This is a genomic window from Pedobacter kyungheensis (assembly GCF_000812965.1).
Classification (GTDB): domain Bacteria; phylum Bacteroidota; class Bacteroidia; order Sphingobacteriales; family Sphingobacteriaceae; genus Pedobacter; species Pedobacter kyungheensis.
Window position 1 is genome coordinate 83,744 of sequence record NZ_JSYN01000011.1, and the last position, 24,718, is coordinate 108,461.

Annotated in this window: 20 protein-coding genes; 12 read left to right on the plus strand and 8 right to left on the minus strand. The window is 41.8% G+C overall.

The window, feature by feature from the left end; genetic code table 11:
* Nucleotide 1: 1 nt before the first annotated feature.
* Complete coding sequence (locus OC25_RS10820; protein WP_039475627.1) at nucleotides 2-1,636, minus strand: ABC transporter substrate-binding protein; 1,635 nt, start codon at nucleotides 1,634-1,636, stop codon at nucleotides 2-4.
* A 45-nt stretch (nucleotides 1,637-1,681) separates the two neighbouring features.
* On the opposite strand from OC25_RS10820, the gene OC25_RS10825 reads away from it, so the two are divergent.
* Entirely contained in the window at nucleotides 1,682-2,134 is a 453-nt protein-coding gene (locus OC25_RS10825; RefSeq protein ID WP_039475753.1) for a substrate-binding domain-containing protein, read from the plus strand.
* Nucleotides 2,135-2,457: 323 nt separating this feature from the next.
* Here the strand turns inward: OC25_RS10825 and OC25_RS10830 are convergent, their stop codons facing one another.
* Entirely contained in the window at nucleotides 2,458-3,795 is a 1,338-nt protein-coding gene (locus OC25_RS10830) for a sigma-54-dependent transcriptional regulator (RefSeq protein WP_039475629.1), read from the minus strand.
* Between the two features lie 284 nt (nucleotides 3,796-4,079).
* Between OC25_RS10830 and OC25_RS10835 the strand changes: the two genes are divergently transcribed.
* The 7 genes from OC25_RS10835 to OC25_RS10865 all read left to right on the plus strand — a co-directional run bounded on the left by OC25_RS10835 (nucleotide 4,080) and on the right by OC25_RS10865 (nucleotide 13,545).
* A complete protein-coding gene (locus tag OC25_RS10835) occupies nucleotides 4,080-4,691 on the plus strand; it encodes an N-acetyltransferase (protein WP_052266136.1) in 612 nt (203 codons plus the stop codon).
* A gap of 2 nt (nucleotides 4,692-4,693) precedes the next feature.
* On the plus strand, nucleotides 4,694-5,797 hold the full coding sequence (locus OC25_RS10840) for a M20/M25/M40 family metallo-hydrolase (RefSeq protein WP_052266137.1): 1,104 nt from the start codon (nucleotides 4,694-4,696) through the stop codon (nucleotides 5,795-5,797).
* Nucleotides 5,798-5,890: 93 nt separating this feature from the next.
* Nucleotides 5,891-8,359: a PIG-L family deacetylase gene (locus OC25_RS10845; RefSeq protein ID WP_039475633.1), complete on the plus strand. Its 2,469-nt coding sequence runs from the start codon at nucleotides 5,891-5,893 to the stop codon at nucleotides 8,357-8,359.
* 101 nt (nucleotides 8,360-8,460) lie between these two features.
* Nucleotides 8,461-10,155 (plus strand): sodium:solute symporter family protein, encoded by a 1,695-nt coding sequence (locus tag OC25_RS10850; RefSeq protein WP_039475636.1) that lies wholly within the window; start codon nucleotides 8,461-8,463, stop codon nucleotides 10,153-10,155.
* A gap of 391 nt (nucleotides 10,156-10,546) precedes the next feature.
* Nucleotides 10,547-11,065, plus strand: coding sequence for a DUF2911 domain-containing protein (locus tag OC25_RS10855; protein WP_039475639.1), 519 nt, complete (start codon nucleotides 10,547-10,549; stop codon nucleotides 11,063-11,065).
* Between the two features lie 133 nt (nucleotides 11,066-11,198).
* Nucleotides 11,199-13,283 carry a glycoside hydrolase domain-containing protein gene (locus OC25_RS10860; RefSeq protein WP_039475643.1) on the plus strand — a complete coding sequence of 695 codons (2,085 nt, stop codon included), beginning with the start codon at nucleotides 11,199-11,201 and terminating at the stop codon, nucleotides 13,281-13,283.
* A gap of 70 nt (nucleotides 13,284-13,353) precedes the next feature.
* A complete protein-coding gene (locus OC25_RS10865) occupies nucleotides 13,354-13,545 on the plus strand; it encodes a hypothetical protein (protein WP_039475646.1) in 192 nt (63 codons plus the stop codon).
* A gap of 198 nt (nucleotides 13,546-13,743) precedes the next feature.
* Here the strand turns inward: OC25_RS10865 and OC25_RS10870 are convergent, their stop codons facing one another.
* Nucleotides 13,744-14,847 (minus strand): DNA alkylation repair protein, encoded by a 1,104-nt coding sequence (locus tag OC25_RS10870; protein WP_039475647.1) that lies wholly within the window; start codon nucleotides 14,845-14,847, stop codon nucleotides 13,744-13,746.
* 128 nt (nucleotides 14,848-14,975) lie between these two features.
* Here OC25_RS10870 and OC25_RS10875 point away from each other — a divergent pair, with 128 nt between their 5' ends.
* Complete coding sequence (locus tag OC25_RS10875) at nucleotides 14,976-15,833, plus strand: NAD(P)-dependent oxidoreductase (RefSeq protein ID WP_039475762.1); 858 nt, start codon at nucleotides 14,976-14,978, stop codon at nucleotides 15,831-15,833.
* Nucleotides 15,834-16,029: 196 nt separating this feature from the next.
* On the opposite strand, the gene OC25_RS10880 is transcribed toward OC25_RS10875, so the two are convergent.
* Genes OC25_RS10880 through OC25_RS10890 form a run of 3 tightly spaced genes read right to left on the minus strand, consistent with a single transcriptional unit; the run spans nucleotide 16,030 to nucleotide 17,976 of the window.
* Nucleotides 16,030-16,431, minus strand: coding sequence for a DUF1634 domain-containing protein (locus OC25_RS10880; protein WP_039475650.1), 402 nt, complete (start codon nucleotides 16,429-16,431; stop codon nucleotides 16,030-16,032).
* An 11-nt stretch (nucleotides 16,432-16,442) separates the two neighbouring features.
* Complete coding sequence (locus tag OC25_RS10885; protein ID WP_039475652.1) at nucleotides 16,443-17,276, minus strand: sulfite exporter TauE/SafE family protein; 834 nt, start codon at nucleotides 17,274-17,276, stop codon at nucleotides 16,443-16,445.
* 4 nt (nucleotides 17,277-17,280) lie between these two features.
* Nucleotides 17,281-17,976 (minus strand): FadR/GntR family transcriptional regulator, encoded by a 696-nt coding sequence (locus tag OC25_RS10890; RefSeq protein ID WP_245221963.1) that lies wholly within the window; start codon nucleotides 17,974-17,976, stop codon nucleotides 17,281-17,283.
* A 189-nt stretch (nucleotides 17,977-18,165) separates the two neighbouring features.
* On the opposite strand from OC25_RS10890, the gene OC25_RS10895 reads away from it, so the two are divergent.
* The 3 genes from OC25_RS10895 to OC25_RS10905 are packed head-to-tail and all read left to right on the plus strand — an operon-like array spanning nucleotide 18,166 to nucleotide 22,980.
* Nucleotides 18,166-18,549, plus strand: a complete 384-nt coding sequence (locus OC25_RS10895; RefSeq protein ID WP_244154722.1) for a BlaI/MecI/CopY family transcriptional regulator — start codon at nucleotides 18,166-18,168, stop codon at nucleotides 18,547-18,549.
* Between the two features lie 25 nt (nucleotides 18,550-18,574).
* Nucleotides 18,575-20,509, plus strand: a complete 1,935-nt coding sequence (locus OC25_RS10900; RefSeq protein WP_167335386.1) for a M56 family metallopeptidase — start codon at nucleotides 18,575-18,577, stop codon at nucleotides 20,507-20,509.
* Nucleotides 20,510-20,532: 23 nt separating this feature from the next.
* Nucleotides 20,533-22,980 (plus strand): TonB-dependent receptor, encoded by a 2,448-nt coding sequence (locus tag OC25_RS10905; RefSeq protein WP_039475660.1) that lies wholly within the window; start codon nucleotides 20,533-20,535, stop codon nucleotides 22,978-22,980.
* A 15-nt stretch (nucleotides 22,981-22,995) separates the two neighbouring features.
* Here OC25_RS10905 and OC25_RS10910 read toward each other — a convergent pair whose 3' ends face one another.
* Entirely contained in the window at nucleotides 22,996-24,285 is a 1,290-nt protein-coding gene (locus OC25_RS10910; protein ID WP_039475662.1) for a GntT/GntP/DsdX family permease, read from the minus strand.
* A 100-nt stretch (nucleotides 24,286-24,385) separates the two neighbouring features.
* Nucleotides 24,386-24,568, minus strand: a complete 183-nt coding sequence (locus OC25_RS10915; protein ID WP_039475664.1) for a hypothetical protein — start codon at nucleotides 24,566-24,568, stop codon at nucleotides 24,386-24,388.
* Between the last annotated feature and the right edge of the window lie 150 nt (nucleotides 24,569-24,718).

Genomic DNA, 24,718 nt, shown 5'->3' on the forward strand with positions numbered 1-24,718 from the left:
TTTACTTTTTTTGAACCCGTTTTAAAATCATCAGGCTCTGTGGATTAAAAGAATAACCCGAGATATTGTTTTGTAACATCACCACAGATTGGTCGTAAAAAAGCGGAACCACTGGGGCATAATCCATCACAATTTGGTCCATTTTACGGTACAGTGCAAAACGCTTTTCGTTATCAGGTTCATAATAGCTCTGCTCAAATAACGCATCGAAGGCCTTATTGTAAAAGGCTGTATAGTTAGGGCCGTAGGGTACCTTATTTTTGGAGTAGAACATCGAAAGGAAATTTTCGCCATCACCATAATCGGCCAGCCAGGAGCCACGGAAAAAATTAACATGGTTTTTAGACATTAAATCCCTTAAGCTTGCACTTGGGCTTACATCAATTTTGGTTTTAATTCCAACGGCTGTTAATTCGCCTTGTATAAACTCAATCAGATCTTTATAAGTTGTAGTGGTATTCAGGGTAACTTCTGCTAAACCTTTACCCTCCGGAAAACCTGCTTCTGCTAAAAGTTTGGCGGCCAGTTTAGGGTTATAGGCATATCCCTTTACTGCAACGCTGTCAAATCCAGGCATGCCCTTAGGAACAAAACCGGAGGTAGCCGCTACACCAATGCCATTGCGAAGATATTTAATGAGTTTATCTTTATCGATAGCGTAATTAATGGCCTGCCTGATTTTTTTTAATCGCAAAGGCGATTTTTTAACAATAGCCAGATTGGTGTCGACCAATATGCCTACATATTCGGTACACAAGTAAGGGCTTTTGGTCAAACTGAATTTTCCCTTGTATTTAGTGGTCATTTTTCCGCCTTTGGTCAAAATATCATCGCGATAACTACCATCAACATTGTAATAGAAATCGAGGTCTTTTTTCAAGAAACTCATAAATCCACTCTGTTTATCGGTAATAAAGGTAGCTTTTACAGCATCGAGGTAAGGCAGTTGTTTACCGTTGGCGTCTTTTTCGAAATAGTGATCGTTTTTTAAAAGCACCAGAATTTCACCTTCTTTCCAGTATTTAAATTTAAATGGCCCGGTGCCAATAGGGTGGCTCCTGAAGTCTTTACCATAACGGGTAACAATTTCTTTAGGTACTACTGAGCAATACTGCGTGGTAAGCAAACTCATAAACGGAGGGAAGGGGCGCACGAGTTTAATCTGAAAAGTAGAATCGTTTAAGGCCATAAAATTATGCTCGTCCTTAACTTTATCGCTAAAAATCCATCCGCCAGATGAAGCGACCTTCGGATCAATTAACCGGTAAAAGCTATAGGCAAAATCGCTGGCTATAACTTTTCGTCCTTTGCCGTTTTTAAATATAGGATCGTCGTGAAAGTATACATCATTACGCAGGTGGAAAGTGTAAGTCAAAGCATCTGTAGAAATTTGCCAGCTTTTGGCAATGCAGGGAATGGTTTGCAACACGGAATCGACCTGCACAAGGCCATTAAAAATTTGGTTGGTCATCCAAATCGCATTCTGGTTGCGGGCAAAGGCTGGATCTATGGAGGTCAGGCCCTGATCGAGGTTAATATTGAAGACTTTTTTGTCTGGGTGACTGGTGTTTTCTTTACAGCTAAAAATCAGGGTAGCACAAAAAATCCAAAATATATAATTAAATGAGCCTCGCATCGGGTAGGAATGTTATTTTTGCACAAATTAATAAATTTAATGCAGATGTCTTTTTTAAACGATTTATTTATTGGCCTCGATGCTACTAAACAGGAAGAATTACAGGAACGTTTAGATTTAGTAGAACATAAGATTAAATTTATGGATAAAATGCCGGTAGCCTGTCTGGATACCAGCAATAATCCAAATTATCTGTTAACCGAAGAGATCGCGCTGGCTGGTGGAATGGTAGAAGCCGATGTTTTAAATGCGGTATTTATTATTTATTATCAACCAGGCAAAACACTTACCGATTTAATGCGTGAGGTACCGGCTGCTTTGAACACCGACTGGCAAGCTGTGCAAAATAACCGCATTATCCTACTCAATGACGACGTAAACCGTGAAAGAACTGCCGAAAATGCCGTCTCTTTAATCGAAAATATTGCCGAAATGCTTCACCCCGGCTCTTTTATATTTGGGCATGAAGGGGATAAGTGGATTCGCTTTGGGGCTTAGTCTGGCTGTTTCACCATATAAGGCGCCGATCCCACACTTTTTATTTACCACCTAAGACACCTAAGGGCATTTAAGGGGGGGGTGAAACGATATTTATTTGACTTTAGATTTTACCTTCCAGCCTTCCACCTTCCATCCTTTTAACGTCCGGTCTTCCGACTTCGGACCTCCGACTCCTGACTTTCATTTACCACCTAAGATACCTATGGGCATTTGAGTTTTAGGCTCAAGATAGATTTCTCGGCTGCGCTCGAAATGACGATGTGCCTATAGGAGACCTGCTTTCAGCTTTGGTCTTTTAGCTTTAGTCTTTATGCTTTCCACTAGATCTCTTTAATTTGATATTCTTCTATTTTACGGTAGAGGGTAGTTAAGCCAATGCCCAGTAATCTCGAAGTTTCTGTTTTGTTGCCCTTGGTATGCAGGAGTACTTTCTGGATGTGTTGTTTTTCGATCTGTTGTAAATTATACTCATTTTCGGCAGGCATAAATTCGAAAAATTCAGGGGGCAGGGCAGTGGCACTTAAAGTATCGCCATCTGAAAGGATTACCAGGCGTTCAATTACATTTTTGAGTTCACGGATATTGCCTTTCCAACTGTGGTCGGCGAGGATGGAAAGGATTTTATCATCAATTTTAGGCACTGAACGATTTACTTTATCTGCAAAAGCCTTTAAGTAGTGTTTGGCCAAAGCAGGGATATCTGTTTTACGTTCACGTAGCGGCGGAAGTGTGAGTGTGAAAACTGAAAGACGGTAATAAAGGTCTGAACGGAATTTACCGGAAGCGGCGTCGCCTTTCAAATCTTTATTGGTGGCTGCTAAAACCCTTACGTTTACCTGTTGGGTATGCGTATCGCCCACTTTAATAAAGGTCTGGCTCTCGAGTACGCGCAATAGTTTGGCTTGCAGATCGAGATTCATTTCGCCAATTTCGTCCAGCAACAAGGTGCCACCGTTGGCTTCTTCCAACAAGCCTTTTTTATCTTTATTGGCTCCGGTAAAGGCACCTGCTTTGTAGCCAAAAAGCTCACTTTCCAGCAAATCCGGACTAAAGCCACTGCAGTTCAATGCTACAAAAGGCTTGTCGGCCCGGAGGCTTGCATAGTGGATAGATTGTGCAAAAACCTCTTTGCCAGTGCCCGTCTCTCCTAAAAGCAGAACAGTCGTATCAGTTACACTTACTTTGCGGGCCAGATCAATTGCCTCTTTTAAAGCTTTTGATTGGCCGATAATGGTTTCGAAACTGTGTTTTTGAGCAATTTTGTTTTCCAGGTCCGCAACACGTCGTTGCAGATTGGATTTATCCATGGCGCGGTATAAAAGGGGAATAATTTTATCATTGTCGTCTCCTTTTACAAGGTAATCGAAGGCTCCGTTTTTAATGGCAAGCACGCCATCAGCAATGGTGCCATAAGCGGTAAGATTAATGATTTCGACGAAAGGTTTAATGGCTTTAAGCTCCTTTACCAATGCAACGCCATTCACATCAGGCAGCTTAACATCACTGATCACGATACTTACATCGTTGTTTTTTAAAAGTTTTAACCCTTCTTTCCCAGTGTTAGCCTGTAAGGTTTTAAAGCCCTCCAGTTCTATAATTCTGGAAAGTAAACTGCAGATTTTCTTTTCGTCATCGATGATGAGCACCATCCCATTCATAGGTTCAATTTATGCTGCAATATTAACAATAAATATACCGAATAATTAACGATTGTTAGAAATCAGCCTCAGGGCTTAATTGTCAAAGGGCTGAATTAATTCCAGTTGGTTTGAAAACTTTTCAATATGGTAAAAAGCTTTTCAAAATGGCAGGGTTTTGTTTGTTGCTGCTGCGATAGCTTTAAACTTGATTTAAATTTTTGTATTGATAATCAATGTTTTAATTGTTTTGTTGTGCTGTGGGTATTGCATTTGATGTCTGGCAAGTATGAAATTTTATTAAAATGAACAATTCAATAATTTTTGTCAGGGTTGCTACCAGCGCAGACGCAAAATATGCAGAAGAAATTGTAGCTGAAACACAAAGCTCAGCATTGTTAAGGGGTTCTGGTATTTCGAAAAGAACTCCGGCCTCCATTGTCGAAAAAATGAATGCAGGGAAAGCCGTGATTGCGGTAACTGCTGCTGGCGAATGGGTGGGCTTTTCCTATTTCGAGAGCTGGGAAAAAGATACCTTCATCTCCAATTCGGGATTAATTGTGGCGCCCAAATTTAGAAATTCGGGGGTTGCCAAAAGTATTAAAAACAGAATTTTCAGTCTCTCACGCCGCATATATCCTGATGCGAAAATATTCAGCATTACCTCGGGTGCAGCCATCATGAAAATGAACAATCAGCTGGGATTCGAACCGGTAACCTTTGCACAAATTACCCGGGATCCCGCGTTTTGGGAAGGCTGCAAAAGTTGCATCAACTATCCAATCCTCGAAAGTAAAAACAGAAGCAACTGCTTATGCACCGCCATGTTGTTCAGCCCAGAACATATCGATCAAATTATTGCCAGTGCAGAAAATACGCTTCAACTGAAACAAAACCTCAACCTTAAAAGCATTTAATTATGAACATCGCAGAAAAACAACAGACCGCTCATCCCGATTTAAACCAATTGTACACAGAGGCACTCGAGCTTTTATCCACTTTAATTTCCATACCCTCTTTTAGCGGTTCAGAGCAGGGTACCGCCAGCGAAATAGCATCCCATCTGGCCAAGCACGGCGTTAACACCATCTGCAAAAACAATAATGTATGGTGCTACAATAAATATTTCGACAATGCCAAACCAACTATTTTGCTCAACTCACACCACGATACGGTAAAACCCAATGAGCAGTACACCTTAGATCCGTTTCGTGCGCTGATTTACGATGAAAAAATACATGGTTTAGGCAGTAATGATGCAGGGGCTTCATTGGTATCGCTCATTTCGGCCTTTATTTATTTTTATGAATCGACTGATCTTCCGTTTAATTTATGTTTAGCAGCCACAGGCGAAGAAGAAACCTCGGGGATAAACGGTATCAGAAGTATTTTGGACGATCTTAAACCCATTTCTTTTGCCATAGTTGGAGAGCCAACAGGTATGCACATGGCTATTGCCGAGAAGGGCTCGATGGTGATTGATTGTGTGGCGAAGGGTCGTTCAGGGCACGCTGCACGTGAAGAAGGTGATAATGCCATTTACAAAGCCATAAAAGATATCGAATGGTTTTCGCACTTTCAGTTTCCCATAGAAGACCATTTGCCTGGCCCGGTAAAAATGACTGCTACGCAAATCAATGCAGGATTACAACACAACATTGTACCTGGCGAATGCCATTTTACAGTCGATATCCGTTTCGATCACAACTATACGCCACGCGAGATTCTGAATGTTATTATCAATCACACCCTATGCAGTTTCAATGTTCGGCCCAATGTGCTCAATCCATCCAATATTGATGTACTACACCCATTGGTAGTGGCCGGACTGGCGTTGGGTAGAAAAACCTATGTTTCGCCTACCAGTTCCGATCAGGGCTGGCTTACTATGCCTTCGGTTAAGATGGGGCCGGGCGAATCGGCCAGATCGCATACGGCCGATGAGTTTATCAGGATAGAAGAAATAGAGGAGGGGATAAGTCTTTACATCCATTTGCTCGAAACGCTTTTTAAAACGCAATAAATCTGCAAAGCGCCATTTTTTGTACCTTTTTCGTTTCCAAAGCGCTAAAGTAAAAGCTTTTTGAGCATATTTGAGTTTTGCAAAACAAATAGTATGTTCAAAAGATTAACTGCCATATTCACCCTATGCTTACCGGTAATGTTCTGTGCTGCCCAACAAGTGCGCCCGGCAAAATCGGCCGAGATTTACAGAGAACTGAAAACCCTGAAGCACTTGCCCAAGGTTTTATATTTAGCTGCACACCCCGATGATGAAAATACAGGTTTACTTTCCTGGTTAATTAACGATCAAAATGTAGAAACTGCCTATTTATCGCTTACGCGGGGCGATGGCGGCCAAAACCTTCTGGGTACTGAACAAGGCGCTGCTTTGGGGTTGATTAGAACGCACGAGCTTTTAGAAGCCCGGAAACTGGATGGTGCACAGCAGTTTTTTACCCGTGCTATTGATTTTGGTTTCTCTAAAAATACCAACGATACTTTTAAACAATGGGATGCCGATAGTATTACCGCGGATGTAGTTTGGGTAATCCGCAAGTTCAGGCCCGATGTAATTATCTGCCGCTTTCCGCCTACTGCTGCGGCAGGTCACGGCCAACATGCCGCTTCAGCTGTGGTAGCCGAAAAAGCTTTTAAGGCCGCGGCAGATAAAAACATGTTTCCCAATCAGCTGAAATACGTTTCGGTTTGGCAGCCTAAAAGGTTGTTGTGGAATACCTTCAGGTTTGGTTCTGTTAATACCACTGCCGAAAATCAGTTAAAGCTTACCGTAGGTCAGTACGACGCGCAATTGGGTATGGGCTATGGCGAACTGGCCGGATTGAGCAGAAGTTTGCATAAAAGCCAGGGCGCGGGTACGCAGTCGGTAGCTGGTGTGCGCACCGAGTATTTTACCCACGTAGCTGGCGAACCTGCTAAAAGGGGGCTTTTTGATGGCTTAAACATGAACTGGTCTGACAAAGGTGTAGGCGACATTGATGAACTGATCGATATTATTTTATTATCGTTCAATTACAACCAGCCCGATAAAAGTTTACATGGCCTGCTCATGCTTCGTAAAAAGATAGCCGCATTGCCTGATGCAGATTTACGCAAAGATAAACTTGCTACTATAGATCATATTATTTTAAGCTGCGTAGGTTTTATGGGCGAGGTAGTAACTAATCAACCAGAAGCCATTGCCGGTAACAGTTATAACTTCCGTTTAAACCTCATTTCGCGGTCGGCAAGCCCGGTAATTTTAGAAAGCGTAAACTGGTTAAATCAAACCGATAATCTCAACAGGAAACTATCAGGCGATTCGTTAATTACCATCGAACGTAAAATCCAGATTCCAACCGATGCTGCTCCAACAGAGCCTTACTGGTTGGCTAAACCGGCAAAAAACGCGGCAACTTTTAGCGTGCCTAACGATACATTGATTGGCTTACCAGAAGTGCAATCGCCTGTTAACGTACTACTTTCTTTAAAAATTGAAACCGAAAAATTTGATGTACAATTGCCTTTGTCGTTCAAGAAGCTCGATCCCGTTAAAGGCGATGTGGTTGAAGGCCTGCGCATTATTCCGGCGCTTGATTTGAGCTTTACCGAACCGGTTTACTTTGCCAAAGAGAAAGAAGGTTTGAATATTACACTGCGTTTAAGGGCCAATAAGAATCTCAATTATGGTAAAATCAGCTTCAAAATCGGCAATCAGGTGATCAAAACCTTTCAAGGTATTAACCTGGCTGAGAATACCATCAATACCCGCAATTTCTTAATTCCTGCTGAAGACCTGGCGGCAATTAAAACCAGCCAGAATAAACTTGAAGCGGTGTTTTCATCAGAAAGTGCCGAATACACCCGCGGGCAGGTATTGATTCAGTACCCACATTTGCCAACCTTACAGTATTTTGTGCCTGCCACAACCTGGTTAATAAAAGGTGATGTAAAGGTATTGGCTAAAAAAATAGGTTATATTGAAGGTGCAGGGGATTTAATTCCGGAGTTTTTAAGACAGGCGGGTTTGCAGGTTGATGTGTTAACCGAAGCAGATATCCTGAATGCTGCAAAATTGGCTACTTACGATGCAGTGGTAACCGGTGTGCGTGTGATTAATACCGAGAAAAGAATTAAAAACTGGCAAGCTGCGCTACGTAGTTATGTAGAAAATGGAGGTACTATTGTAATGCAATATAACACCACTCAGGATATGGCGCTGCAGGATTTCGGCATTTACCCGTTGAGTATTAGCGGCAAAAGGGTAACCGAAGAAAATGCTGAGGTAAAAATCTTAAAACCAGATCACAAGCTGTTGAACTATCCAAACAAAATAACTGCCGAAGATTTTAAAGGCTGGGTGCAGGAACGTGGCGCTTATTTTCCTGATAAATGGGACGATAAATACGAAACGCTTTTTGAAATGCACGATACCGATGAGGAACCTTTGCAGGGATCGACCTTATACGCCAAATATGGTAAAGGTAATTTTATTTATAGTCCGCTTGCTTTCTTCAGACAGTTACCTGCTGGAAATGTTGGCGCTGCCAGGCTATTCTTTAATTTTTTATCAGCAGGGAAGTAAATGAAAAACCAACTTAAAAACTGGAATACCTGGTACATTCTGCTGGCGCTTGCACTGGTGTTTCAGATTGTATTTTATTACCTCTTTACTAAATTCTGGGCATGAGTAATATCGATTGGGCAGTATTGATATTTACCCTTTTTGCTGTAGTGGCATACGGTGTGTTTATTGGTCGCGGGCAAAAAAACAATGCCTCGTACCTGAAGGCCGATAACAAAATGCCCTGGTACATTGTGCTGTTGGGCATTATGGCTACACAGGCCAGCGCCATTACCTTTTTATCGGCACCGGGCCAGGCCTATACCGATGGAATGCGCTTTGTACAGTATTATTTTGGTCTGCCGCTGGCCATGATTGTAATCTGTATTACTTTCATTCCCATTTTTCAAAAACTGAATGTTTACACGGCATACGAGTATCTGGAAAACCGTTTCGATAAAAAAACGCGGGTACTTACTTCATTGCTGTTCCTGTTCTCCAGGGGATTATCAACCGGGATTAGTATATATGCGCCAAGCATTATTTTATCGAGTGTTTTAAACTGGAATATTTATTTAACCAATATTCTTACGGGAGGTATTTTGCTGATTTATACCTATGTGGGTGGAGCCAAAGCCATCGCGCATACCCAGAAACTGCAATTCTTAATTATTTTGGGTACTATGGCATTTGCTGGCTACTTATTGATTCAGCACATGCCCGATGGAATTGGATTTAAGGATGCGCTTTATCTGGCCGGCAAATCGGGTAAATTGAATGTAATCACCACTGAGTTCGATTGGAAAGATAAATACAATATCTGGAGCGGACTCATCGGGGGCTTTTTCCTGGCGCTCTCTTATTTCGGTACCGACCAAAGTCAGGTAGGGCGGTATATCACTGCAAAAGATAATACCAATGCCAAGATGGGATTGCTGCTAAATGGTCTGGTTAAAATCCCCATGCAGTTTGCCATTCTTTTAATCGGTGCCTTACTTTTTGCTTTTTTCTCTTTAAAACCGGCTCCCATTTATTTTAACGAACGTTCCTATAAATTTTTAAAGGAAAAATCGCCTCAGCAGGCAGCTGACTTCGAGAAAGAACACAACGTACTCGAACAGCAGTTTACCCGGCAATCGCGTACTATTCTGGCCGAAAAGGATAAGCAATCACCTTTGTTAGGTGTCGCAATAGCTGACTTTAAAGCTACCCAAAGCAAGGTGAAGGATTTGCATACACGGGTAGAAGAGGCCATTAACCAATCGAACTATAACGCAGAGAAAACAGATACCAATTATATCTTTTTATATTTTGTCAAAAATACACTGCCGGTAGGGATGGTGGGATTGCTTTTTGCGGTGATATTTCTGGCCAGCTGGGGATCTATCTCTGCCGCGCTTAATTCGCTTGCGGCATGCTCTTTAAAAGATGTACATCTCATTTTCGGTACCAAAGCTGTAGATGATGAAACCGAGCTGAAATACAGCAGGCTGCACACGCTGGGCTGGGGCATTTTTTCAATTGCTGTGGCCATGTTTGCTACACAGATGGGGTCGCTTATCGAAGCAGTAAATGTATTGGGATCTCTCTTTTACGGACCAATACTGGGAATCTTCCTGGTGGCCTTTTATTTCAAAAAAATTGATGGACCACTGGTTTTTATTGCTGCAATTTTGGCCGAGATTGTGGTAGTTGCGGTATACGAATTTGATATTGTTTCCTTTTTGTGGCTTAACGTAATTGGTGCAGCTGCAGTAATTGGGTTTTCACTGCTGGGCTTATTGTTTCATAAACCTAAGGCGGTTGTAAGTCAATAAATTTTATTTCCCCATGGTTCGTGTCCACACGAACCATTTTTTTACTGGTTGGTGTCACCACCAACCAGCTGAGTTTTTCTTTTACCTTCCCATGGTTCGTGTCCACACGAACCATCATTTATATTTAACCACAAAGGCACAAGGAGCACAAATATTTTAAAGCTTATTCTCAGTATTGTGGTCGGTATTTTTTGCCACGGAAGCACTGAACGCACGGAGTAATTCATTCATCCTACTGGTTGGTGTCATTACGCTTAACTCTACGGACAGGATCTGGATAGGTGGCCCTAATCGTCATTCCGGTATCAATTTATTCAGGATTATTGTTTTATCGTGTTAAAGCCATAAATTCGTAAAATCAAAAACAACAAAAACAGATAAATACAATACTATGAAAACGATGATCAAATCAATCGCTATGTTATTTGCAGCAATTACGGTTTCTGTAAGTGCAATGGCACAAGATGCGCAGCCTAAACCAAGTCCTGCGGCAACTGCAACAGGTAAAATTAAAAATGCAACCATTACCATCAACTACAGCAGCCCTGCGGTAAAAGGTCGTAAAATTTGGGGTGGTTTAGAAGCATGGGATAAAGTTTGGCGTGCAGGTGCAAACGAAGCCACAACTTTCGAAACCGACAAAGACATTATGGTAGAAGGTAAAGCGTTGCCAGCTGGTAAATATAGCTTCTTCTTAATCCCTAAAGAAAGCGGAACCTGGACAGCTATTTTTAACAAAGAGCCTAAACAATGGGGGGCTTATAAATACGAAGAAGCTAAAGATGCTTTGCGCGTTGATGTAAAAACAAAAGCTTTGAAAGCTACTCAGGAGCGTTTGGTTTATAAAATTGGCAAAAGCGGTTTCTCTTTAGATTGGGATAAGATTTCTGTTCCGGTTGCGGTAAAATAAGCTTAAGGCAAATACGATATTAAAAGCCATTCCGAATTTTCGGAATGGCTTTTTTGTTTTGTAAAGAAGCTAAAACATAACCTTCACTTCATCTTAAAATGTTATTTTGGCGCAATTTTAAAACCAAACAGCAATGAAGTTTTCAATCCCAATAATAGCAGTGCTATTACTCTTCTCGTTAAACGTTTTACCTCAGCAGAAAACAAGCTTATTTTCCGTTAGTACAGCTAAACCTGTCGATCAGGTGAATGTTTTTTTAGGTTCTTCTGCAGATCACGGACAGATGTCGCCGGCAGCATCTTACCCTTTCAGTATGCTAAGTATCGGCCCGCAGACTTACCCTAAAACCCATACGGGTTACGAGTATCTGGCTAAGAAATTTGAAGGTTTTACGCATAACCGTTTTGAAGGAGTAGGCTGTCAGGGTTCTGGGGGAAATATCTTCATCAAACCCTTCTTAGGTACTGATCCGGCACAGTCGGAGCTAATTAAAGCAACGGAGAAGGCAGGTCCTGGTTATTATGAAGTGGGTTTCGAAAATAAAATTAAAGCCAGTTTTACTGTGCTTGGAAAGGCCGGTAAGCATGCTTATCAATTCCCGGTAGGTGCAAAAGGTTTTTACCTCGATTTAGGTTATGCTTTTAATGGTGCATTTGTAGCCGAAGAACATGAAGTAAACGGCAATACCGTTAGCGGTTGGATTACTTCCCGTACCACCTGTGGCGTGGGTAAATATAAACTGTTTTACTACCTGGAAATGGGCGAAAATGTTTCCTGGAAAGTACTTGGTGAGCATAAGTTAATTGCTACACTTCAATCAGGTATCACTTCTGCTGGTATCAATATTGCGCTTTCTTCGGTTAGTGTAGCCGCTGCAAAAGCGTCGATCAATAAAAATCCATTTGCTGCGGTAAAGGCGCAAAGCCGAGAAGACTGGAATGCCAATTTGTCGAAAATTGCAGTAAATGGCGATTTGGAAAGTGCGAAGCTATTTTATTCACTGCTGTATCGTACTATGCAGTCGCCTTATGTTATTTCAGAAACCGATGGTACCTACCGGAACACTAAGGGAGAAGAACAGAAAGACAAAGAAATCCGTTACAACGGATGGGCCATTTGGGATAATTACCGCACACAGTTGCCTCTACTTTCGTTAATTGCGCAAGACCGTTATGCGGGTATGGTTAGCTCCATTGCCGATCTCTATCAATCGGGTAAAAAAGATTATGCAGGTCAAAATGAGCCTTCCAACACGGTACGTTCAGAACATGCCATTGTAGTATTGCTGGATGCCTACCGAAAAGGATATCCAGTGGATTTTAATAAAATAGCCGATTCTTTGGTGAAAGAAGTAAATGGCCTGGATTATAAATCGCCCGATAAAGCTTTGGAATCGAGTTACGATAACTGGGCACTGGCCGAAATATTTAAGATCTTAAAGAACAAGGAAAAAGCTGATTACTACCTCGCTAAAGCCTTGGAGTACAAAAAATACTGGAACAAAGATTTTAAAGACATGAGTAAGAATGATGTGGACCGCATGCAGGCAAGAGGTTTATATCAGGGAACCATCTGGCAGTACAGGTGGTTTGTGCCTTACGATTTTAAAGGACTTATCGAGCTTGATGGGGGAGAAGAATCGTACCTGGCCAAACTGGATGAATTTTTTGACCGCGATTTGTATAACCATGCCAACGAACCTGATTTACAGGTGCCGCTAATGTACAATGTAACCAAATTGGGATATAAATCTCAGTACTGGATGCATCAACTGGCTGCCGATACAGTGATCCAGAATTACTTTAACGACAACAGCCGCGGCATCGGTAGTTATATCGGTAAAATTTACCGCAACCAGCCGCATGCTTATTTGCGTACGATGGATGATGATGCTGGCGCAATGAGTGCCTGGTATATATTTGCTGCCAGTGGTTTTTCTCCGGCTTGTGTAGGCTGGCCGGTTTATTATTTAAATGTGCCCTTATTCCCCACAGTTACTTACAAGCTGCCGCAGGGAAAAACCTTTAAAATTGAAACCGTTAATTTTAGCTTAAAAAACAAATACATTAAAGAAGTTTTTCTGAACGGAAAGCCTTTTAAGAAAAATTATATTACCCAGGAAGATATCAATGGCGGAGGTGTTTTAAAGATTGTGGCAAGTGCAACACCTGTTAAAATTTCTGATACTGAAAACTGGATTTCCACTATCGGAAATTAATTTGAAAAATTAAGCTAAACCGGAAAACATATTTAAATCTGCCCTGTTATTGTAGTATAAATTCGAGATCATGGCACCTTTAAAATTAAGCGAAGAACAACATGCTACATTAAGCAACAAAAACACGACAGCAGAAACCGATGAGCAACCTTTAGCCCTTCATCCAGAGGCTTATAAAGTTAAAGGACCATCGCCCGATAAAATGAAAACAGTATCGGCTTCCTTACGGAATTATGCACACGGTTTGTATGGGTTGCTGTAAAACACCATTTAAAAAAAACTCTACATAAAGAAAAAGCAACCAGGTTTTAAAATCTGGTTGCTTTTTTTTAATTCAGTTCAGATGATAATCACGTATCTGCGTTAATCTTCTTAAATCGGCGGGAAATAATTCACATATTGCCCAATTTCTCCCACAGATCAAACAGATTTTGCTGATTTGGAATGACTACAATTTACTTTAAGCCTCCAGTTCAAAACATACCAGATCTTTTTCTGCTCCATTGATAATCATCGAAACCTGATGATCGCCTAAATGGAATTTCCGGGTGGTAATTAATACAAATTTTTGCTTGCGGATGATGCTGATTTCGGCACCTGAAGGATAAATCCTTTCCGAAATTTTATAAACTTTTTTGGTGTTCTGCCCGTTTTGCTTTTTGTAGTACACTGCATATTCAAGCCTTACCTTTTGTTCTGTGGGATTTTCGTTTCTAATCGTAAATGAAAAAGTCAGGCTTTCGCCAATTTTTACTCTCGGGGTTAAAAGCTTAAAATCTTTCAGTACAATGCCGGTATCATCCAAACCATAATGTTTCAAAATTTCGGCATGGCCTTGTTTTAAAAGGGTGCGGCTACCATGTTTAATCAGGGCATCGGTTTCAGTACTTAAGCCCGACCAGCTTTTGGCTACCTGCAAAACGATATGTGGATGGTCTTTCGCAATATCGTTTAAGCTGTTGGCTACACTTCTCCTTACATATTCGGAAGAATCGTTTTTAAGGTTTTCTAAAATCGGTAAAATAGAAGTCGGGTCTTTTTTTAGGAAGGGAATACCCATGGCCCATGGCAGGCGCGGTCTGCTGCCCTCGCTAGCCAGCCGGCGCACTTTATGGTTCTCGTGTAACGACCATTGCTGCATCTGCAAAATCATTTCGTTACCATATTTCAAGATAAAAGGGCGCACGGCAAACTCGCAGCTTACAAACTGGGTAACAAACTCCAACGCTTCTACCGAGTTTTTAAAATCATCAATGCCATAAGTTTCAATATAATCGGGTAAAAACATATAAGCTAATCCATCCTCACCAATACCCTGAATTCTTAGCTGTTCTATTGTTTTTTTGAGGATTGTAATGGTTTGCGAATAGTTCTTAGGTAAAAAATGATACAATACCTGCGAAGTGTGCTTCATTCTTTCTTTCAGCTCCATGGAATCGAACTGCGCTACAAAAATGTTTTGAGTAAACTTTTGCGTATCAAAACCTGGAATAGTAGTGGTTAATGCACTGCTTAACCTGTTGTAAAACGCTGGTGAATATAAATCTTTAAGGGGGCTGGCCATAGTGGTAGAATAGAGATCAAAGTTAACGCAATAAAATTTTATTTTGTTTGGCCAACATCATTTTTACTATTGTGGTAAATGATTTCAGCTTTTTGTTTGGCACATTTGTTTATCAACAAAAAGACAGAATGAACACAACAAAAATAGGCTGGATCGGATTGGGTAACATGGGGATCCCGATGACCACACAATTGATTGAAGCAGGCTACGAAGTTAAAGTATATAACCGGAGCAAAGCAAAAGAAGGAGCCCTGACAGAAGCAGGGGCTTTACTGGCCGAAACACCAAAAGAGCTCACATTACAAACAGATGTAGTATTTGTAATGGTGAGTGACGATGCCGCAATAGAAGCTGTTTTTAAGGGATCAGATGGTATTTTGAGTGCAGAAACAACTGGGAAAACCATTGTTAACATGAGTACGGTTTCACCTGCTATCTCGAAGCAAATGGCTACCGATTGCGGGGCTAAAGGACATATTTATTTAGATGCCCCCGTTTCTGGTAGTGTAAAACAAGCTGAAACGGGCCAGCTGGTTATTATGGTTGGAGGCGATGAAAGTGCTTTTAATGCTGTAAAACCCATTTTAGAGCGCCTTGGAAAACTAGCCATGCACGTAGGCGAAACAGGAGCAGGGAATAGTGCAAAACTGGCCATTAATTCACTTTTGGCTTTGTATGCTCAGGGGCTGGCCGAAACCGTATTGTTTGCCAATACACAGGGAATCAAAACAGAAGATCTGCTCAATCTGATCAACAATGCCGCCATTGGAAATATCTTTACCAAAATTAAGGGTGATGCGATCATTGCTGATCAATATCAGGCTGCTTTCGCACTGAAACACATTGTGAAAGATTTAAATCTGGCCAAAGAAGAGGGGATTTCGTCGCCACTAGCTAAAACGGCATTGCAAACTTTCGAAGCTGCAGCCGTTAAATATGGCGAAGAAGATATTATTGCCGTGATAAAAGAGATTAAGGCTGATTAAGATGGACTATCCGGTGGTGTCTGCACCAACCGAAATAAAATCCTGTCTGTCCGTAGAGTTCCGGAGGACTCTACGGATTATGAATAGAAAAGAGTCTTTGACTCGTTTTTATGGATTGAGTTAGGAAACTCAATTTCATTTACCAATCCGTAGAGACGCTGCGCTTAACTCTACAGACAGTAATGGAAATAAAAAATTAAACCTTCAATCCGCCAAAAGTACTCGCCAGAATAATCCCCAAAACAATCAGCGTAATAATTACATATAGTTTATCTTTTTCCAGCATAAATGCAAATAGCGAAAATACAATCCGCATGATAGGGGTGATGATTAGCAGTAATACCCCAAACTGGATAATGGCCATAGGTTTAAAGGTAAAAAGCCCCATAAATATCCCTTCAAAAGTGATGTAGCTGTCTTGCTCTCCTTTAAAAATATGATAATCGGGCCGTGTGCCAGCGCCGTTTTGGATTAAAAAAAGAATTCCGCCCAATAGTACAACCAAGCTCGCGGTAATTACCCCGAAGCGCAATAGCTGCCCCACAATTTTTTCTACATCGCGGTCGCCGATCAGTTGTTTTGAAATCGAATTTTTCATATTGGTAGTGTTTAAAATTGATGGTGATAGCCGTTATAAATCATCTCTAAGGCCACAAAGGTGATGGCAATGCAAAAGATAATGCGGAGTGTTGAAGGGTTGATGTGTGTTAAGAGTTTCGCACCTGTAAATGCACCACCCAGTACGCCAAGTACTACCGGAAAAGCAATACCTGGGTCCATGTAGCCCCGTTGCAGGTAAACCACTGCACTGGCTGCTGCTGTAACTCCAATCATAAAATTACTTGTGGTTGTACTCACTTTAAAAGGAATTTTCATGGCCGTATCCATTGCCAATACCTTTAAAGCTCCCGAGCCAATGCCCAGTAAACCCGACATTACGCCCGCCACTGTCATAATGGAAAAACCCGCACCCACATTTCTAAGCTTATAATTTACCGGGCCTGCTGCTGTAGGGTAGCTGCTGTTCAGTTTTAAAACAGCCGATAGCTGGCTGCCTTCCGTTAAAGCTTCCTGGTTCTTTTTCCTCAGTGTCATAGCTGCAGAAAAAAGCAATACACAGCCAAAAAGAATTGCAATGGTATTGGTTGGTGTATAAATAGCAATTAAAGCACCCAGTACTGCGCCAAGCGTTGTGGCAATTTCGAGGAACATGCCCAGTCGGATATTGGTAATGCCTTCTTTGATATAAGCGCTTGCAGCACCCGATGAATTGGCAATAGAAGCCAGCAGGGCGGCACCGATGGCGTAACGGATATCGACATGAAACACCAGGGTAAGCAGTGGAATTACGACTACGCCACCGCCCAAACCGGTTAACGAACCTACCAGACCGGCCAGATAAGCCCCCAGGATTAATATAAGGGTAAAAGTTAAAATTGACACGATATTAATGATTATTATTCAATATGGTACTGGTAATTTCTCGGGCTGCAGCTGCATTTCGGTTTTGTATGGCTTCAAACAGCGACTGATGCAAGTGGTGGCTCATGGCAAAATGGGCAATACCTGATGGTGCTCTTTTGGCAAAGAAATCACGGATGATTACCGTAAAGCTTTCGTAAAGATCGGCTAAAACATGATTGCCCGATGCCCGTGCAATAGCCAGGTGAAATTCGATGTCGGCATTGGAACAATCTGACCGCGAGTCTTTTTCAATCGCTTGTTTTCTGCTTTGCAGTGCGATGGCTATGGTTTCCAGATCACGCTCTGTACGGTTTTGTGCAGCCAGGAGTACAATCTCCAGTTCCAGTATCGATCTTACCTGATTAATTTCGGCAAAATCCGACCGGCGCAGGCGCTGTTCAATCGGTTCAGCAGGTACTGCATTGACCAAAGTACCAAAACCTTGTTTAACTGTAAGTATCCCCGAGAGGGTGAGCGATTTGATTGCTTCCCTGATGGTAGAGCGGCCTACACCATAAATTTCCATTAAAGCCGGCTCTGCCGGTATTTTTTCGCCGGTTTTAAATTTGCCTGCTTTAATATCGTTGCGGATTTTAACCGAAACCTGTTCGAAAAGTTTACCTTCCTGTTCCATAGCTTTGAAATGACTTTGCAAACATACGATGTTTAATTTAAACATCAGATGTTTAGTGTCTTTTTAATCTCATTTCTATATTTTACATATAAACTCTCATATGGTGGTGGTTAATTTTTAAAATATTTTTAATTGATTATGAGGTTGTTAGGTGTTTTTCGGAATTGTTTATGAAAAAATAATCAACCTAATACTTGCGTCGTACGAAAACTATCGTACCTTTAGAATATGAAAATGAATGAGACTGAAAATAATTTACCCGAACCTACCAAAGCAGAACTGGAAATATTACAGGTTTTGTGGGAATTTGGTCCATCTACGGTTCGGTTTGTGAACGATCAGTTGAATATGCAGCGCGAAGTGAACTACACTTCAACCCTCAAACAAATGCAAATCCTGACCGAGAAAGGAATTTTAAAACGTGATGAAAGCCAAATGAAGCACATTTACATTCCGGTTGAGGCAGAAGAGAAAACCAAAGTACAATTATTAGATCGTTTTGTGAATACCCTGTACAAAGGATCGGCATCGCAACTAATGATGCAGCTTCTGGGGAATGAAAAGACATCTAAAAAAGAGATCGAAGAGATTAAGCGGCTATTGGATAGCATGGAATAATTGATTAATGCTAAAAACCACAATCATGGAATTTAAACTGGTTAACCTTTTACCCGAAAATTGGCTGCATGCCTTAGGCGCAACGCTTTTTCATTCGCTTTGGCTTGGTGTAATACTGGCCCTGCTGGCAGGTTTGGTTATGTTTACCACCCGCAAGGCAAGTGCTACTTTGCGTTATAACCTGTTAACCATTTGTTTAAGCCTGTTTGTAATAGCCATCGCTTTTACCTTTTATAAAGAATTGCAAAAGCCGGTAATAGCCGCACAATTGTTTAGCGATAACCACAATAAGATCGTTAACCTTTCTCCTGCGGATGGGCAAGCGGTAACCAGTGTTCAGGATAAAATGAGTGCCGGTATGAACCGGGCACTTTCATTGTGGAATGCCTACGATATACAAATTGTATTGATCTGGTTTTTGATCATTTGTGGTAAAAGCATTCAGCTGATTGTGGGCTTAAATAATGTTTACCATTTGCGTAACCATGCCATTTACGCTGCTGGTAAAAAATGGGATGCAAAACTAACTGAACTTGGCGAAAAACTGGGGATCAGCCAGCAAATCAGACTGATGCAATCGGGTATTGCCCAAATGCCTATGGTGGTAGGTCACTTTAAACCTTTGGTGTTAGTTCCGCTGGGTTTACTTAACGGATTATCAACTATCGAGGTAGAAGCCATTCTTGCCCACGAGCTGGCGCACATTAAACGCAAAGATTATCTGGTAAACCTGTTACAGAGCTTTATCGAAATCGTTTTCTTCTTCAACCCGGCGGTACTTTGGGTATCGCAATTAATAAAAACAGAACGTGAACACTGCTGCGATGATTTGGCCATTGCCTGTGTTAACGATCGTAAAAACTACGTTCAGGCCCTGGTTGTCTGTCAGGAGTTTAAGCAGCGTGCACCTGCTTATGCAATGGCGGTTACGGGCAGGAAAGGTAGCCTGCTGCATAGGGCAAGCAGGATGTTATTCAATACCAATTCAACTTTAAACAAAATGGAAAAGACAATATTAACCATCGCACTGGTTTCGTTAGTGATTTGCACTGCTGCGTTTAAAAGTGTGGGCAATGCAAAAACTGTTGCCGGAAATAACATATCAAGTGCTATTCAGGTACTGCAGGATTCGACCAAAAAGCAGGCTGCTGCAAATCGCAAAACCGACGAAACCAAACAAGGTAAATCTGCTGAGCAAATGGAACGCGAAATAGCGGCCAAAATGGATCGTAGCGAAAAATTGTTGCAGGAAAAAAACGGTCCTAAGCAAGCAATTGAACAGGATATTAAAGCCCGGAAGGAAGATCAACAGCGCGCAAGAGAAGACAGGAAAATGGCCGCTGAAGATATTAAACGGGCAGCAGCAGACAAAGAGCTGGCTAAGCATGATGCTGAATGGGCTAAACAAGATGCCGAATGGGCAAAACAAGATGCAAAATGGGCTAAGGAAGATGCAAAATGGGCAAAAGAGCATGCTGATGGAAAAGGTTATGATGTGCCTCGCCCGCCACGCCCTCCGAGACCAGCACGTCCGGCAAGAGCACCGCGCGCACCGAGAGCGCCAAGACCTATAAATTCTTATGTTGTGCCACCTACACCTCCTACACCTCCAACTCCGGCTACACCTGGTACACCAGCAACGCCGCCAACCCCGCCTACACCACCAGCTTATGGTACCACAACAACCAGAACCGGTGTTGAACGTACGGTTACTTCTAAAACAGTAACCAATGGCGACGGCCACGATTATACCAGTGAAATTAATCAGGAAATGATGAAAGACGGGATTATCAGCAGTACCAACAAACTCTCGTACAAGCTTAACAAAGATGAACTGATTGTGAATGGTGTGAAGCAAAGTGCCGATGTGCAGAAAAAATACAAACAAAAGTTTCTGAAAAACGAGGGACATTCACTGATGTATAATTATGTGATTGAGAACCACAAAACCAATTTCTAAAAAAGCGCTAATCCAAACCCCTCATGAAAACAATTGTAGTGGCTTTTATGGCCATCTGGATGAATATTGCCCTTACTTTCGCTCAAGCTCAAACACCATCATCTAAAATTTATGGACGGGTATTGGATGCCGAAGGCAAAAACATAGAATTTGCCACGGTAGCATTGCTTAAAGATACTATTCTGTTAAAAACCACTTTTACCGAAGCCGACGGACGGTTTAGTTTCGATCAGTTGGGTTACGGTAAATACCAGATTAAAATATCAGTTGTGGGGGCGCCCATTTACCAGTCAGATTTACTCATGGTGGATGCGGTGCAACCCAATATCGCGCTGGCGGATATTAAAATGGCTACCGGAGGTAATAACCTGAAAGAGGTAACGGTTGCCGGGCAAAGGGCCTTTGTTGAACGTAAGATAGATCGTACTGTGGTTAATGTTGATGCATTAATTTCCAATGCAGGTACCACAGCGCTCGATGTGTTGAGCAAATCGCCGGGGGTAAGTGTCGATCAGAATGGGGCAATTTCGCTTAAAGGAAAAAATGGAGTGGCTATTTTTATCGATGATAAGCCGACTTATCTTTCTGGTGCAGATCTTGAAAATTACCTGCGCTCGTTGCCCTCTTCATCACTCGATCAGATTGAATTGATGACTAACCCACCGGCCAAATATGATGCGGCTGGAAATGGTGGAGTGATTAACATTAAAACGAAGAAAACCAAAACGGCAGGATTTAATGGAGGGATTAACCTGAGTCTGAACCAGGGACAGATGAGCCGCTCGAACGACAGTTTTAATTTTAATTACCGCAAAGATAAGCTCAATGTTTTTGGAACGCTCAGCTATAACCTCAATAATAGTTTTACCGATCTGGATTTGAACAGGAAATATAAAAATGACGATGGTAGTGCCAAATCCTATTTTAATCAGAATTCTTATTTCCGCAGGCATGGCAACACTTTTAACCTGAAAACAGGACTGGATTTTTATGCAACTGAAAAAACAACCTGGGGTGTAGTTTTTACCGGGATGAACCGGATTTCGAAACAGGTAAATAACAATACCAGCAACCTGTCTAATGCCAGCATGCAACTCGATTCGGTAATCCATGCCGAAAATATTGATCAGATTAAATACCAGAACGCAGGGGTTAACTTAAATTACAGGCATAAATTTAATCAAGCGGGTAGGGAGTTAACTTTTGATGCGGATTATCTGCTTTATCACAACCAAACTGATCAAACTTATTACAATTTCAGTTATCTACCCAACATGGCTTTGAAATATCAGGATATTTTAACGGGCGATTTACCTTCCAATATCGATATTTATACGGCTAAGATAGATTACAGTCATCCATTGGCCAATAAATGGAAACTGGATGCAGGTGCCAAGTCAGCTTATACCAAAACCAATAACACGGCAGGTTATTTCAATACCGTTAACGCAAAAACCAGCCCTGATTACGAAAAGAGCAATCACTTTTTGTACCGCGAAAATATTAATGCGGCTTATTTGAACATGAGTAGGGAAGGGAAAAGGTTTTCGTTGCAAGTGGGTTTACGATACGAAAATACGGTTTCCAACGGGCATCAGCTGGGTAACCTGATCAAACCTGATTCGAGTTTTAAACGTACCTACAACAGCTTGTTTCCTACAGTTTACTTTTCTTACAAACTCGATACTGCCGGTAATAACCAGCTCGGGTTAAACTATGGTCGCCGCATTGACAGGCCTTATTACCAGGACCTGAACCCTTTCTTTTCGCCGCTGGATAAGTTTACGTATTATGTGGGTAACCCTTTCTTAAAGCCCTCGTTTACGCAGAGTTTAGAGTTATCGCATACCTTTAAAAACAAAATAACAACTACCTTTAGCTACAGCTGGGTGCGCGATGAGGTAAATGAAACCATCGAAATTTTAAACGGTACCTATTACAGCCGGCCGGCTAATGTCGGTAAAACCCGGGTGGCCAATCTTTCGGTAAATGCAGAAATCGATTTAACCAAATGGCTGAAACTGAATGCTTACACAGAGGTAGGCAGGATGGTTTCGAAGACCGATTTTTATACCGGGTTTTTGGTAACCAATGGTACTTTTTTCAGGGCTTACCCAAATCTGCAGTTTAAAATCAGCCCGAGCTGGAGCGCCGAATTGAACGGACAATACCAGAGCAAGTTTTCGAATGTGCAGTTTTTATTGGGATCGGTGCATGAGTTTGGCGCCGCAGTACAGAAAAAGCTTAGCCCAAAAAGCACACTGAAATTAAGTGCTGGCGATATTTTCAGAAACCGGATCTTTAATGGTGTAATTAATAACCTGGCCGCTACAGAAGCCAATTGGGTTAACCGGCAGGATTCGAGAAGAATAGTTATGAGTTACAGCTACCGGTTTGGTAAAGCATTTAACACACCTTCCAGCCATGAATCATCGGGTGCCGATGCAGAAAAGAACAGGGTGAAGAACTAATGGGTTAATCGTCTTTTAAGCGATCTGGTTCAATAGCAACACACCTGCCAAACCTAAAATCGAGACTAAACTTTCCATCACTGTCCAGGTGCTGAAGGTCTCCTTTAGCGTGAGGTTGAAATATTCTTTAAACATCCAGAAACCGGTATCGTTAACGTGCGAAAACATCAGGCTGCCCGCACCAACTGATAATACCATCAGTTCGGGTGGGGTACCTGGTCCGATTAATGGCAAAACCATGCCCGAGGCGGTTAACGCTGCAACGGTTGCCGAGCCCAAAGTTACCCTGAGTGATGCAGTAATAAGCCAGGCTAGCAATAATGGCGATAAGTTTAAGCCTCCTGTAAGCGCTTTTACTGTTTCGCCCATACCGCTATCAATTAATATTTGTTTAAAGGCACCGCCTGCAGCGATAATTAAAACAATCATTGCAATGCTTTTTACTCCTTCGGTGCACGATTCCATAGCTTTGGCTATGGCAACTTTTTGCAGCAATAGGGTAAGTATTACCGAAAGCAAAAGTGCTGCGGTTGGATCAGCCAGAAAAACAAAGATGGCTTTGCCTGGATATTCCATTTTAAAACTACTGCCCAGTGTTCCGGCAATAATTAAAAATACCGGAAGTAAAGCAGTGATAAAACTTCTCGTTGCCGATGGAAGATGCTCATCTTCATTCCATACAAAGAACTGCGGTGTATCGGCTGGATTTCGTTTAATGATGAGCCTGGGTAGATATACCCCTGCAATAACTGCAATGGGTAAACTGAGTGCCAATCCGTAAATCAGGGTTTTGCCAATATCGGCATGAAATATACCCGCAAGCGCTACCGGACCGGGGTGCGGAGGCAAGAAACCATGTGTTACCGAAAGTGCAGTAGCCATGGGCAATCCGATATATAATTTAGATAAACCCGTAGCTGCCGAAATAGCGAAAACCAGTGGAATTAACACCACAAAACCAGCATTATAGAAAAGCGGAATGCCAACCAATAATCCGGTTAGCAAGACTGCCCACTGGATATTTTGCTGACCAAAGGCGCGGATCAGGATAAAGACAATCTTTTTTGCTGCGCCACTATCCTCAATCATTTTGCCCATCATGGCACCAAGAGCTAAAACCATTACCATGCCACCCAGCGTACTGCCAATGCCGTTGCTTATGGCGCCCATTACCTTGCTGATAGGCATGCCCAAGAGCAAACCTGTTATCATGGCAACAGCCAGCAAGGCAATCATCGGGTTGATTTTTTTCAAAATCAATACAAATAGCAGCAGGATTCCGAAGAGTAAAATGAATAATGACATTTGGTTAGGGTTGAGGATAGATGTTTTATTTTTTACTACGGATAAAAACTGTATCTGTGTTTATCCTTTTTATCTGTGGTTAAATCACCATAGTTAAAAGCTATTTTTTAACTGTAATGGTTCGGCCGGTAACCAGCGTAAATTCATAAATCCGGTACAAGCCATCATCTTTTACTTCAATGCTTTCTACCAGGCCGGTTTTGCTGAAAGTATCGGTAACCATGCTGCCAACTTTTACATCCTGAAGCACATCAATTGGGGTATCACTGTTTAATCTGATCATAAAGGTAAAAGTATCAAAAATCCGGGTTATTATACGCGCTGTTTTTAGCCACGGACGCACAGAAAGCATGCAATCTTTTGTGCCCTTTGCAGTTTAGCCACGGATTCAAGGAAAACACAGAAAAATATGATGCAACTGGCTTTGTATCCT